Origin of the sequence: Anaerococcus tetradius, assembly GCF_947087635.1 — a bacterium.
Taxonomy (GTDB): Bacteria; Bacillota; Clostridia; order Tissierellales; family Peptoniphilaceae; genus Anaerococcus; species Anaerococcus tetradius.
On record NZ_CAMUDP010000018.1, the window covers coordinates 28,735 to 41,121 of the forward strand.

A 12,387-nucleotide genomic window follows, 5' to 3' on the forward strand; every position below is an offset into this window, starting at 1 on the left:
CTCCATTTATTTTCATTTTACTATTCTCATTATACCATAAATTATTTCTAGGCAAAAAATCTAAAAAGCTTTCCTAATTATAACTTCCACATCTATAAGATCCATCTTATTTTCTACACTATTAATTATATAAGTATAATCTTTAGTGTAATCAATGCCAGTAAAATCCTCATTATCACATATAAGCTGACCTGTAACTTTCAATTTTTTGCCATTAGTATTGATCTTTCCTTTTACTAGCAAGACTCCATTTATATACAAATCATTATCGAGATTTAAGTCATTATCTATACAAATAAGACCATAGTAGGGATGGCTAGGACTAGTAGCTGGGATTGACCCATAAATAGAATAGTCTTTCTTAAATTGAATCTTTCCAAGAGAGTCTTTGATATCATTATATTTTATAGGAGAATCCGAATCAATTAGGATATGCTCTTTGATTTTAAAATAAATATTTGCCTCAGCTTTGACATTGCCACTTTCAATTACACTAGCAATTTTATAAATCTTATCCCTTTTTCTATTTATTTTAGTGTCTATAACCCTACCCATGTAGATTATTGTATCCTTATTTTTGTAAGTAAGCTGGTATTGTTTTGCATTTTGAAAATTTTCATCACTCATACCATCTACATTTGTTCTTTTTAAATCTTCAAGGACATATTCTTTGATTTTATCAAACTCATTCTTGTAAAAGATATTTACATGGGATTGGGCATCGTAGATAGCCTCTTTTTTTGCATAAAGGTCTGATTCTATGTCGGTGTTGTTTTGGACTTGTCTTACTAGGAAGGCTATGCTTACTGATATGAAAAGAAGGACTAGCAAAACATAGATACTAATAAAGCCCCTTTTCATTCTCTTTCTCCTAAATTTATACAAGTTTCTATTCTTGAATTTTTGGATTTGCCTTCGACTATAATTTCTACATATTGGTTTTTCTTATCATATTTAAGGCTGAGATATTCAAGTTCACATATTCTAACCTCTCCGCCCTTATCACTGGGGGTATCTAGATTAGAGACTAGGGCATATAAGACCTTATTATCCAGAAAAAACTTATAGGTAGATTCTTCAAAGGCCCTCTTATCTTTGTTGTAGCTAGATATGTAGAGGGTGAATTTATCCCCACTCAAGTCGTTTTTTTCAATCTTGTAAGCCCTTCTTACTTTATCTTCTATGTACAAGGCAGCATGGCTTGCTTGTTTGTAGGACTTTTCATCTAGATAGGCCTTGTTTGTGAAACTCAAATTCAGGGATAGTATCATAGAAATTGCTGCTACAAGTAGGCTTGCGATTGCAAGAGCTACAATTAGCTCCATAAGAGTAAAAGCAGGCTTTTTCATCTATCTTACCAAATCCAAGCTATAGTTTTCGTAGCTTGCCCTTATTTCCTTTAAATTATCATCATAGCGGCTTATTGACACCTTTATCTCAAAACCATTTATATTTTCTGTGAAATCACCAATGCCTTTTGTCTTATTTTTCTCTATGGCGCTTTCTAGGGCATAGATTAGCCTAGTATCTGTTTGAAGCTTGTTGTTAGCTTTTGCTAGGTAATTAAGACTGGGAAGTAATACAGCTGCTAGGATACTAACTAGACCAAGAGCTACTATACATTCCATTAGGGTAAATCCCTTATTTTTTTTCCTCTTCAATTCTTAACGAGCCTCCTGCAACTCCAATGTGAATTATAAGTTCCCCATCATTACCATAGAGATCTTTGCAAGTAAAAGTTATGCTTTGGGGATTTCCAACTGAACCTGTAGCTTTAAATTCGAAATTTCTCGTATCATTTTCTACTTCATGGCTGACCTTTAGCACTAAAAAGGATAAAGTCCTCTCTATTTGTAACTTAGGTTTTTTAAAATTATTATAAAAACTTATATAATACTTGTCATCTTTAAATTTGACCTTAACATCCTTACCACTTGCAAGGGCCCTCTCCTTTGCATAGTACAGGTCATTAATCAATAAATTTACTTCGTTTTTGGCCTTTATTTTATTTAAAATATTGAATTTAAAAAGAGCCACAAGGGAAATAAGGGACATAATAGCTACTACTACAATAAGTTCTATAAGACTAAATCCCCTCTTTTTCATAAGAAAGCTCCTTTTTCTAAGATTAATATTAAAAGGTAAGAGCAATAAATAAAGATAGCAAAGGGCATCCTCATTCCTCTTTTTCTTTCTTTAAGAAGAATTATTAGACCAACAAGGCCTCCTAGCCAAATTGATATAAGGATAAACAAAAGAAAGCTAGAATCTTTAATAAAAAGACTAAGTCCTAGGTAGAAATAGTAGTCCCCATCCCCTATATTTTTCTTAGATAAGTAAAAGATTGCAAGATACATTATGCTAAATCCGAAAAGCTCTAACAAATAAGCACCGCTAAAGCCAATAAAAATAAGCCTATAGAAAAGTCCTAAGCCTATCAGGAAAATTAGCTGACCTTGAAATATCTCCATGGTTTTTAGGTCTATTATAGCTATTATCATAGAAAGAATTAGGGAGGCAAAGATAAAGAAAGCTTTTAAATTAAAATCAGGCAAAAATCCTATAAGGGCTAAAAAACCTCCCCCTACTTCCATCAAAAGATAAGAAGGCCCGATCTTTTTCCCACAGCTCCTACAGCTTCCCCTTAGGAAGATATAAGAAAATATGGGAATAAGTTCGAACCATTCAAGTTTTCTCTTGCAAAAATCACAATGACTTCTAGGAAAGACTATGCTTTCCCCGGAAATGCTTCTATTAACTACAAGATTGGCAAAAGAGCCGAAGATACTTCCTAGGAAAAATATTAATAGATTAATCATTTATTTTCTTTTTTGGTATTATCATCTTTGATATCTACAGCAGCCGGCGTAACAGTTATTTTTCCATCCTTATCAATCTTAACCTCATAGGATTGTCCAGTCACGCCAGCTTCCTTAGGTACTTGCGGCCATTTTTCTACATAGTCCTTTGCATCATCTTCTTTTTTCCAAGACTTATCAAGTATTCCATCAGATACAGCCATATTAGCAGCACTTGTTAGCATTTGGACATTAGCATTATGGGCAGCAATAGCTGCTCTTTTCTTTGAAACATTATATCTAGGAATCGCAATAGCAGCTAGAACTGTTATAATTGCTATAACGATTACTAGTTCTATCAAAGTAAAACCTTTTTTCTTTTTCATAGAAACTCCTTAATATAAGTAATTAACCGAATCAAACATCGGTATTGTTACAGAAAATACAACAAAAGCAACGATTATAGACATAATTAGAATCAAAACTGGTTCAGCTAAACGTGATAATTTCTTTAGCCTATAAATATATTCATTAGAAAAATATTCTGAAGTCTTCTTCAAAGAAGCAACCATGTCGCCACTATTTTCGCCTACCTCTATCATAGATATGAGAAGTTTGGAAAATATTCCTGCCCCCTTAAAGGCATAGCTTAGGCTTCTACCATCCAACAAATCTTTTTCTATTAGGATTAATTTTCTTTTTATGTAGGTATTTAAGAAGGCTTGTCTGATGATTTCTATGGAACTTATGATATTGATATCACCACTCCTTAGGATGTAAAGAAGCGAACTTAATTCATACTCAACCCTTAACATTCTAAACTTCTTTAGGGGTAGGTATTTGAAATTAAAGCTATCAATCCTAAGTCTATAGGCCTTGCTATTGTATAAGTAAAGATATCCCAAAACAAGGGCGAAAATTATTAGTAAAAATACAAGTCCATAATTCATAAAAAATGAGGAAATTGCCAAGAGTATCCTAGTCATCAAGGGTAAGGCCATATTATAATTTGCAAAACTTTCGCTAAAACTTGGAATAACCAAACTTACTATAAGGACAACTACTATTATAGTTACAAAAAGGAGGATTGCAGGATATATAAAGGCTTGCCTGATCTGAGATTTATTTTTGCTATCAACTAGTAAATAATCAGAATATTCTGATAAGATATCAGCCAAGCGACCACTCTCATCCCCTGATTTAATGAAGGCTATTAACATAGGACTAAAGGCCTTTCTTTCCTTGTAGAAGGCCTCATAGGCATTAAAGCCCTTATCCAAATGCCCCAAGATATTATCAAGACTTTTTGTAAGTTTCCTATCCATGTTTTGATTTTTAATTATCATAAGACTTTCATCAAGACTTATGCCTGAATTTAAAAGTAAGGATAATTGTTTAAGAAACAAAGATACTATCCTAGCAGGAATCCTACTAGGAATAATATCCTTATTCAAAAGTTCAATTATCCTTTGTTTACTCAACTTATTCAATTATACTGACATTAGCTCCTTGTTTTTCTTAGCAGCAATTTTCTCTAATTCTTCTATTCTCTTATCAGTAATTTTTTGGATCTCATCTTCGAGTGTATATCTGTCATCTTCTGTTATATCACCAGATTTTTCACTCTTTTTGACTTCCTCCATAGCTTCTCTTCTCTTGTTTCTAATAATAATCTTGCTATCTTCTGCATAGGTGTCTACTTCTTTGGTGTATTGCTTTCTTCTTTCCTCTGTTAGTTGTGGGAAAGGAAGTCTTATAATCTCCCCGTCGTTTTGTGGGGTGATACCTACATTAGATTTAAGTATAGCCTTTTCTATTGGCCCAATATTAGACTTATCCCAAGGCTTGATAACTAATAGCCTTGCTTCTGGTATAGAAACTGTTGCAGCTTGATTGATTGGAGTTTCTGTTCCATAATATGAAAAAGTAATGCCATCTAGAATTGCTTCAGTAGCACGACCTGCCTTGATTGTAGAAATTCTTTTCTCAAAAGACTCTACAGCCTTGTTCATTTCGTCAGTTGCTTGCTTTTTAATTTGCTCATAAATCATTAAAAACTCTCCTTTACTATAGTCCCTACTGGACTTTCCTCTTTAAATATTCTTACTAAATTGGCTGGATCATCAATACCAAAAACAAATAGTGGCATATCATTATCCATGCACAATGATGTAGCAGTTGTATCCATTATCTTTAATTCTTTATGAAGAATTTCTCTGTAAGTTAGCTTATCAAACTTAACTGCATCATGATAAACATTAGGGTCTTTATCATAAATACCATCGGTTCCAGTCTTACCTAGAAGAATAACATCAGCATCAATCTCTAGGGCACGAAGGCTTGCTGTTGTATCTGTTGAGAAATATGGAAGGCCAGTACCTGCAGAAAATATAACTATCCTACCCTTTTCCAAATGTCTAACAGCCCTTCTTCTGATGTAAGGCTCTGCAACTTCCTTCATATCTATGGCAGTCATTAATCTTGTCTCAAGACCCATTTGTTCAAGAGTTCCCTGAACTCTCAAACCGTTCATAACAGTACCAAGCATACCAATAGTATCAGAGCTTGCCCTATCAATTTCCTTACCAGATCTGCCCCTCCAGAAATTGCCTCCACCAACAACTATAGCTATCTCAACACCAAGTTCTGCTACAGCCTTTATATTTTCACATATATTTATAATAATATCATCATCAAAGCCGAAACCTCGATCCCCTGCTAGGGCTTCTCCGCTTAGCTTTAGAACAACTCTTTTGTAATCTTGCAAAATAATCCTCCTACTTACATTAATTATAACCTATTGATGTTAACATTTGCAAGGAAAAAAATTCAATAATTTTTAAAAAGACCCACTCTTCCAATCCCCTTTAATGTAGATTAAATGAGCAATAAGACTAACTAAGACATTCGATATAGACATGGCAATCCATATACCCGTAACGCCCAAACTTGTAAAATATTTAAAGGCAAATAAGAGAGGTATCCTTATGCCCCAAAGTCTCAATAAATCGACAAACATAGAATATTTACTATTGCCTGTTCCCTGGAAGAGACCCTGATAGATAAAAAACATATTAAGCATCAAAAGAGTAAGAAGGGTATAGGACATATAAGACTCAGCCTTAACCATCAAAGGTGAATCTTTCGGTGAATCAATAAAAAATTGCAAGATTTCAAATCTATAAATATAAGAAATTATAGCTATGACTACCGACATGATTATTACTATAAAAGAAGCTTTCTTGAAAGTTTCCTTTACTCTTTCAATATTTCTATTACCAATATTTTGACCAATAATACTCGTTATAGCTGAACCAATACCTCCAGGAGGAATATTAAGCAGACCACTAATCCTATTTACCATACCGTAGGCAGCCACCGCATCTGTTCCATAGGACTGGATAAATGAATTAAGGATTATAAAACCTACCGCCGTTCCCATCTGACCAATTACAGAAGGAGCAGCTATCCTATAAATCCTTTTAAGAATTTCTCTTTCCCACTTTATAATAAAAAGTGAGTTCAGATCAAGCTTAATCAAATCCTTGTTTATCCTAAGATGGACAAAACCAATAAAGCACATCAAAGCTTGAGTAAAAACTGTAGCAATCGCAGCACCCTTAACTCCCATGCCAAGGCCCCTTAGGCCAATAATAGGAATATTATCAAAAATCAAAAAAGGATTTAAAATCATATTGAGAATTACACAACTTGTACTAATAAGAGTAGGTATAGAATTTTTTCCTTGAGCAGAATATATAGCAGAATAAATGAAATACAAAAATATAAAGGGAATACCAAAATATGAATACTTCAGATAAATCACCGAAAACTTATAAAGCTTACCACTAGCCCCCATCATGGCTACAATAATATCTGCTGTAAAATAACCTACTAACATAAAAATAACAGAAAAAATCAAGGATATATTTATTAAAGTATTGGTATATTTCTGTGCACTTCTAATATCATCCCTGCCAAGAAGTTGGGAAACAAGCGATATGGCAGCAATAGACAAGCCCATACCAATAGAATTAAACAAATAAATAACAGGCCAGGTAAAAGAAGTAGAAGCAAACTCCGCAGTCCCTAACTTACCAAGCCAAAAAGCATCCGCCAAAGAATAAAGTTGCTGGATAAAATTATTTAAAATAATTGGAATTGAAATAAGAGCAATAGCCCTGTATATATTACCATGAAGAATCAATTCCCTTCTATCATTCTTCATAAAATCTCCTAAAAAAAATACTTATTATATATTTTATCACATAATATATTTTTATTATAGTTATAAATATTCTCAATTAAAAATAATACTTTGTTATCAAAAAAAACGTTGAAAATTCAACGCTTTAAAGGTATTTGGTGCCGGTGGTGGGACTCGAACCCACACGCCCTAGTGGACAACAGAGTTTGAGTCTGTCTCGTCTGCCAATTCCAACACACCGGCCTAATACCCTTTTATTATACCATGATTTAAGCCCGATGTAAATTATATTTTTCTTTTATATACCCATAGGTCTTACTTTGATATATTTTTATTGCTGCTATGGCTAATAGTACGCCTATAATGGCTCCTGCCAAGACGTCCGTTGGATAGTGGACGTAGAGGTAGAGTCTTGAAAAGGCTATAAGGATTGCTATTGTTCCTATATAGGATTTTAGGACTTTGGATTTTGCAAGTAATATTATTATTGTCGCAAATGATGCAGCATAAGATGTATGACCTGATGGGAAGGAGTTGTCGGAGAGATGATTTATTAATAGGTTTGTGAAGTTGGCTGCTTCATAGGGTCTTGGTCTTCCAACTGATATTTTTAGGATTATATTTACTAGGATTAGGTTTAGGATAAAGGAAATTAGGATTATTTTTCCTATTTCCTTGTATCTTCTAGTTGTTAGAAAGACTAAGATTAGGCTAAACCAAAGGATGGACATGTTACCAAGGGATGTTATGGTTACCATAAAGCTGTCTAGGTTGTCTGTTCTTATCTTTTGGATAGCATTTAAGATTCCTAATTCGTAGGCCTGAAGTCCCATCATTCTTTTACCTCTGTCTTGGCTGTTTTAATAGTCATATCATATGCCTGTTGGATTCTTGCCCTCATATTATCATCTACCAAGTCGTATTTGCTTCCTCCTTCAAGGAAATCTTCGCAAAGATAGGTTTTGCTACTTGCTCCGTATTGGTCATAGTTTGTCCCAACCCATAGGGGGTGAAGTTTCATATCGCTAAGCTTCTTCTTGCCAGTTTTTTTGTCTTTTTCGAGAGTAACTTCTATGCTTAAAGCTTGTTCGACTCTTATGTCACCGCTAACTTCGAGGGATTGCTTGGATATGAAATTGCCCAAGGCATAGGCTATTATTCCTTCTCTTCCGTCCTCACTTTTGTAAACTTCTACTGGTTGGACTACATGTGGGTGGTTGCCTATAACAAGGTCAGCTCCCCAATCGACCATTTTATGGGCTAGTTTTATCGTTTCATCTGTAGGATAAGATTCATATTCTATACCCCAATGAGGATAGACTATTATAAAGTCGCAAGAATTTTTCTTGGCTTCTTCTATATCACTTTTGACATTTTCTTCATTCAAATAGTTAAGGGAGGAAACTTCATCTCTTACATCCAGCAAGTCTTCCTTACCATTTGCCCCGTAGGTATAGGCAAGTATGGCTACTTTGATGCCGTTTATTTCCTTATAGAGAATTTTATCAGATTCCTTTGCCTTAGTTCCAACAAAATCAAGGCCTGCTTCTTTTATAGCTTCAATTGTCGTTTGAACGCCCTCTTCGTCAGTGTCTAAAGCGTGGTTGTTGGCAGTTGTTACTACATCAAAGCCAGCTTCCTTGATGTTTTTAAGATAGGATGCTGGAGTATTGAAGGCAGGATATCCAGAGTATTCTCTATTTGGATCACTTGTAGTCTCATAATTAGTTATGGCAAGATCGCTATCCTTAACATAGTCTTTTATATAGCTAAACTGGTTAGAAAAATCATACTCTCCTCCCCCATAGGCAAGAGCATATTGAAACTGACCAATATGGGCCATGGTATCACCAAAAAATTTGGCCTTGATTTTTGTATAGTCTCCTTCTTTATCTTCATCCTTTTCTTTGTTCTTAGAGATTGTTTTTTTATCTTTTTTTATTTCCTTATCGGCAATTGCCCTTTCTTTTTTTTCTTTGGCTTGGGCTTTTTTGTCATTTTTTTCTTTTGCAAGACTTCTTTCCCATCTTGATTTTGCATTTTCCCTGTCAGATTTTTTCGAATCAGTTATCTTGTCGCCTTCTTCTTCAGAAACTTCTTCATTTGTGGCTTTATCTAAGTTTTCAAGAAGATCACTTGTGTTTTTAGCACTAGTGTCTACTGTAGTCTTGGAATTAAGTCCACACCCAACAAGAAGCATAAGTAAAGTAAGGCTTGTCAATATATTAAGTATAGTCTTTTTCATATAATCACTCCTTATTTTATTTTAACATATTTGATAAATATTTCATCTTTTCTTTATTCTAGTCAGGAGAAGCAAACTTTATCTATAAACATTTTTCATGTATAATGAATAAGGTGAAATTATGAAAAAATTATTATTTATAATCAGCTCCAAGGCTGGCAAAACAGAATTTGATATAAAAAAAGAGGATCTAATAGCTTTAACTAATAAGGCTCCTTCTGATATTGATATAGAAATTGTAGAAACAAGATATAAGGGCCACATAAAAGATGCTATTGATAGCTTCGCCAAAGATAAGCTTTCCGACAAATACGCCATAGTTTGTGGTGGCGATGGTTCTTTGAATGAACTAGTAAATGCTGGTTATGGCAAGGATATAGCCCTTGGTCTTATACCTATGGGCACTGGCAATGATTTTGCCAAAAATTTCGACTATAAGAATTTTTCCCTAGAAAAGGCCCTTAGCTTTAGGACAAGACCAATCGACCTTATAGCGATAAATGACAAGCTTTGTATAAATGTAACTAGTCTCGGCTTTGATACCCAAGTCCTCGAAGAGGCCTATCGCTTCCTTCACAAAAAGCCATCTATCGGTAAAAAAGCCTATATCTACGCTGTCATATCATCTCTAAGAAATATTCAATACGAAAAGCTAGATATAACTATGACTATGGATGATGGGTCTAGAAAAAATATTTCTGGTGATTTTCTAATAAGTGCTCTTTGTAATGGAGGTTTTTACGGTTCAGGCTTTAACCCTGCCCCTAAGGCTGTAATTGATGATGGTATAATAAACCTAGTTTGTGCCGACAAGATTCCTTTTTATAAGCTACCCTTGCTTATCCTAAAATACAAGAAGGGTAGACACGGAACAAGCCCTCATCTTAATGAATACAAAATAAAAAGTGGCAAAATTTCTTCAAGTAAAGCCTTTCTTGGAAATATCGACGGTGAAATATTTACCGCCAAAGAAATAGACTTTAAGATTTTGCCTTCTGCTATTAGGTGGATTTATTTTGAGTAAGTAAGGTCTCTAAAACTAGATAAGAGGATTTATATAGCCTACTTCTATGGCTTTCTTGTAGGCTTCTGTGGTGTAGACGGTATTTTCTCGATTGTAAAATAGAAAATATTATAGTCTTTCTTTTATAATTTCCCAAGCTTTCTAATTCAATTACCTTCATAAGCCATCCTACTTATATTCTAGGCAATATTTATAAATAAACATAAGTACAAACTTAAAAGATAAAATTATTTTAAAAATAAAACGCTCAGAAGTCTTTGCTAAAAAAAAGACAGCAGCTTTATCTGCCGTCCTTATCTACTTTAAAATTTTTTACTTGTAGCTACAACTAGAGATTATAATCGAAATTATCTATATTTCTTTTATCGTCTATCTTTTCCTCATCTAAAAATTCAACTTCCTTTAAGCCATTTAGCCTTGCTATAAGTGAAGTTGGGAAGGAAACTATTTCTTGGTTAAAGATACTTATATTAGAATTAACTATTCTCTTGGCAGCCGCCAATTGTTCGTTTTCTTCGTCTATCTCAGATTGAAGGTTAAGAAATTCTTCAGATGATTTTAATTCTGGATAGGATTCAGCCAAGGCATAAATCTTATCTAAAGCTTCATCTTGCCTGGTGATTTTTTTGTTGATATTGTCTATACTTGATCCCTGCCTTAATTTAACCAAGTCAGAAAAAGTTGATTTTTCATATGAGGCAAAAGATTTTGCAACTTTCATCATTTGTAAAATTGTATCGTATCTCTTAGCAAGAGCAATATCCACATTTTTCTTTGACTCATCTATTATTATTCCATACCTCTTCAATTTGTTTGATTTCTTGATAAAGGCAAAGCCTACTATAAGTATGACTGCCACTGGCAAAAAGATGTGAAGGGATTTGCCATTTATATACTTATCTAATCCTACTCCATTCATAACCGCAAAAACTACTCCTATCCAAAATAATTGAACCAATATATATATGATTGATTTATACATCCTCACTCCTATAATTTATCCCTAATTATATTGATTAACTCATAATAATCTCCCAGTAAATATCTGACCCTTTCATATTCGCCTACAAGAGTTAAATTCTTAACTTCATTTATTGTAGATGGACAAGGAAAAAGACTAGCCTTGGAATCAAAGGCTATGGCAATAATGCTTTCACTAATATATAGGCAAATATTCATCCTCTCGCTCCAAGCATTTAATCTTTCTATAAGACTTGGATCTAGGATTAATTTCGTATAGAAATCATCTGTGGCAAATACAGCATAACTTTCATTAAAAGATAAGGATTCACTTATAATTTCTCTTTCATCCCTTAGTTTTTTTAGATAGGGATTGTAATCCTCCCCCTTATAACTTTTTTTAGGGAATATCCTAATATGGCCCCTTAGCTTGGTCTGTTGTCTAATCAACATGACTTGACCATCAAAATCTTCGATATAAATTCTTTTGCCCTTGGATGAAGACCTATAATGATAAGCTGTCATATTAGAAAATTCTGTCTTGGACTCGAAAGCAAATTGTATATGACAATCTGAATAATATTTATCCGCCCTAGGAAGGAGTTTTTCATAGACATCGTAATCATTAGCTGGAGAATAATCAAGGCTCGTCCCTGGACAAATCTCAGCTAAGATAGGCTTTAAAATATTTTCTTTATAGACAATTTCAGTATCACTCTCTCCTTCACCTTCACTTGCTTGTGGCTTTTTCATAAGTATAAAGTATGCCAACAAAAAAATGAAGAGAAAATAATAATGAGATTGAAAAACAATTATAGCCACAAGGGCCATCATTATCAATTTCAAGTTTAATTTATTTGAGGGCTTGCTTTCCTTGCAATCTTTAATACCTGCTGGACTATCTTTTATGGTCAAAGTCTTATCAGCTTCTTTTAGTCTTATTATAATTTGATCATCCAAGAAAACGTTCCTATAATCTCTTGTCATCCCCTAACCCTTTTCCAATTCTTAGTTTACTTACTTTTATATTACATCTAATGATAATTAATTTCAATAGCATAAAACAATCCTTAGCTTTGCTAAGCTCCTTAATCAAAGCTATCGGCTTAGCTGGCAGTTTGCACAGGGCCTATAAGAAGAATACCGGCACGCC

At 33.8% G+C, this 12,387-nt stretch carries 15 protein-coding genes and 1 tRNA gene; 1 reads left to right on the plus strand and 15 read right to left on the minus strand.

Annotation, left to right across the window (positions count from 1 at the left end; genetic code table 11):
• Nucleotides 1-60 precede the first annotated feature (60 nt).
• From P6936_RS06745 to P6936_RS06805, 13 genes are all read right to left on the minus strand, one after another.
• Nucleotides 61-861, minus strand: coding sequence for a hypothetical protein (locus P6936_RS06745; protein ID WP_276881204.1), 801 nt, complete (start codon nt 859-861; stop codon nt 61-63).
• The gene (locus tag P6936_RS06750; protein WP_276881205.1) at nt 858-1,349 is read right to left on the minus strand and encodes a PilW family protein; all 492 of its coding nucleotides are present in this window, start codon (nt 1,347-1,349) and stop codon (nt 858-860) included. Before P6936_RS06750 ends, P6936_RS06745 begins: the two co-directional genes overlap by 4 nt.
• Nucleotides 1,350-1,661, minus strand: coding sequence for a competence type IV pilus minor pilin ComGE (gene comGE, locus P6936_RS06755; protein WP_276881206.1), 312 nt, complete (start codon nt 1,659-1,661; stop codon nt 1,350-1,352). It abuts the gene before it with no gap.
• Nucleotides 1,642-2,106 carry a pilus assembly FimT family protein gene (locus P6936_RS06760; protein ID WP_276881207.1) on the minus strand — a complete coding sequence of 155 codons (465 nt, stop codon included), beginning with the start codon at nt 2,104-2,106 and terminating at the stop codon, nt 1,642-1,644. Before P6936_RS06760 ends, comGE begins: the two co-directional genes overlap by 20 nt.
• Complete coding sequence (locus P6936_RS06765) at nt 2,103-2,819, minus strand: prepilin peptidase (RefSeq protein WP_276881208.1); 717 nt, start codon at nt 2,817-2,819, stop codon at nt 2,103-2,105. The genes P6936_RS06760 and P6936_RS06765 overlap by 4 nt, the downstream gene beginning before the upstream one ends.
• Nucleotides 2,816-3,184 (minus strand): type II secretion system protein, encoded by a 369-nt coding sequence (locus P6936_RS06770; protein ID WP_004837679.1) that lies wholly within the window; start codon nt 3,182-3,184, stop codon nt 2,816-2,818. Before P6936_RS06770 ends, P6936_RS06765 begins: the two co-directional genes overlap by 4 nt.
• 9 nt (nt 3,185-3,193) lie before the next feature.
• A complete protein-coding gene (locus P6936_RS06775) occupies nt 3,194-4,288 on the minus strand; it encodes a type II secretion system F family protein (protein ID WP_276881209.1) in 1,095 nt (364 codons plus the stop codon).
• A complete protein-coding gene (frr, locus tag P6936_RS06780) occupies nt 4,289-4,849 on the minus strand; it encodes a ribosome recycling factor (protein WP_004837677.1) in 561 nt (186 codons plus the stop codon). It lies immediately after the preceding gene.
• On the minus strand, nt 4,849-5,565 hold the full coding sequence (gene pyrH, locus P6936_RS06785) for a UMP kinase (RefSeq protein WP_276864423.1): 717 nt from the start codon (nt 5,563-5,565) through the stop codon (nt 4,849-4,851). Before pyrH ends, frr begins: the two co-directional genes overlap by 1 nt.
• A gap of 72 nt (nt 5,566-5,637) precedes the next feature.
• The gene (locus P6936_RS06790) at nt 5,638-7,026 is read right to left on the minus strand and encodes an MATE family efflux transporter (protein WP_276881210.1); all 1,389 of its coding nucleotides are present in this window, start codon (nt 7,024-7,026) and stop codon (nt 5,638-5,640) included.
• Nucleotides 7,027-7,161: 135 nt separating this feature from the next.
• Nucleotides 7,162-7,248 (minus strand) — tRNA-Leu (locus tag P6936_RS06795).
• Between the two features lie 26 nt (nt 7,249-7,274).
• The gene (locus P6936_RS06800; protein WP_276881211.1) at nt 7,275-7,841 is read right to left on the minus strand and encodes a phosphatase PAP2 family protein; all 567 of its coding nucleotides are present in this window, start codon (nt 7,839-7,841) and stop codon (nt 7,275-7,277) included.
• Nucleotides 7,838-9,250, minus strand: a complete 1,413-nt coding sequence (locus P6936_RS06805) for a CapA family protein (protein WP_276881212.1) — start codon at nt 9,248-9,250, stop codon at nt 7,838-7,840. The genes P6936_RS06800 and P6936_RS06805 overlap by 4 nt, the downstream gene beginning before the upstream one ends.
• A gap of 121 nt (nt 9,251-9,371) precedes the next feature.
• Here P6936_RS06805 and P6936_RS06810 point away from each other — a divergent pair, with 121 nt between their 5' ends.
• On the plus strand, nt 9,372-10,274 hold the full coding sequence (locus tag P6936_RS06810; RefSeq protein WP_004837672.1) for a diacylglycerol/lipid kinase family protein: 903 nt from the start codon (nt 9,372-9,374) through the stop codon (nt 10,272-10,274).
• Nucleotides 10,275-10,602: 328 nt separating this feature from the next.
• Here P6936_RS06810 and P6936_RS06815 read toward each other — a convergent pair whose 3' ends face one another.
• Both P6936_RS06815 and P6936_RS06820 read right to left on the minus strand, forming a co-directional pair.
• Nucleotides 10,603-11,256 (minus strand): LemA family protein, encoded by a 654-nt coding sequence (locus tag P6936_RS06815; RefSeq protein ID WP_276881213.1) that lies wholly within the window; start codon nt 11,254-11,256, stop codon nt 10,603-10,605.
• Between the two features lie 8 nt (nt 11,257-11,264).
• Nucleotides 11,265-12,221 carry a DUF3137 domain-containing protein gene (locus P6936_RS06820; RefSeq protein ID WP_276881214.1) on the minus strand — a complete coding sequence of 319 codons (957 nt, stop codon included), beginning with the start codon at nt 12,219-12,221 and terminating at the stop codon, nt 11,265-11,267.
• Nucleotides 12,222-12,387: the final 166 nt, after the last annotated feature.

Coding starts and splice junctions, on each gene's coding strand:
- frr (WP_004837677.1), bottom strand. CDS start 4,849: ATGATTTATGAGCAAATTAAAAAGCAAGCAACTGACGAAATGAACAAG.
- P6936_RS06750 (WP_276881205.1), bottom strand. CDS start 1,349: ATGAAAAAGCCTGCTTTTACTCTTATGGAGCTAATTGTAGCTCTTGCA.
- P6936_RS06760 (WP_276881207.1), bottom strand. CDS start 2,106: ATGAAAAAGAGGGGATTTAGTCTTATAGAACTTATTGTAGTAGTAGCT.
- P6936_RS06745 (WP_276881204.1), bottom strand. CDS start 861: ATGAAAAGGGGCTTTATTAGTATCTATGTTTTGCTAGTCCTTCTTTTC.
- P6936_RS06770 (WP_004837679.1), bottom strand. CDS start 3,184: ATGAAAAAGAAAAAAGGTTTTACTTTGATAGAACTAGTAATCGTTATA.
- P6936_RS06805 (WP_276881212.1), bottom strand. CDS start 9,250: ATGAAAAAGACTATACTTAATATATTGACAAGCCTTACTTTACTTATG.
- P6936_RS06820 (WP_276881214.1), bottom strand. CDS start 12,221: ATGACAAGAGATTATAGGAACGTTTTCTTGGATGATCAAATTATAATA.
- P6936_RS06800 (WP_276881211.1), bottom strand. CDS start 7,841: ATGATGGGACTTCAGGCCTACGAATTAGGAATCTTAAATGCTATCCAA.
- P6936_RS06765 (WP_276881208.1), bottom strand. CDS start 2,819: ATGATTAATCTATTAATATTTTTCCTAGGAAGTATCTTCGGCTCTTTT.
- P6936_RS06790 (WP_276881210.1), bottom strand. CDS start 7,026: ATGAAGAATGATAGAAGGGAATTGATTCTTCATGGTAATATATACAGG.
- P6936_RS06815 (WP_276881213.1), bottom strand. CDS start 11,256: ATGTATAAATCAATCATATATATATTGGTTCAATTATTTTGGATAGGA.
- P6936_RS06810 (WP_004837672.1), top strand. CDS start 9,372: ATGAAAAAATTATTATTTATAATCAGCTCCAAGGCTGGCAAAACAGAA.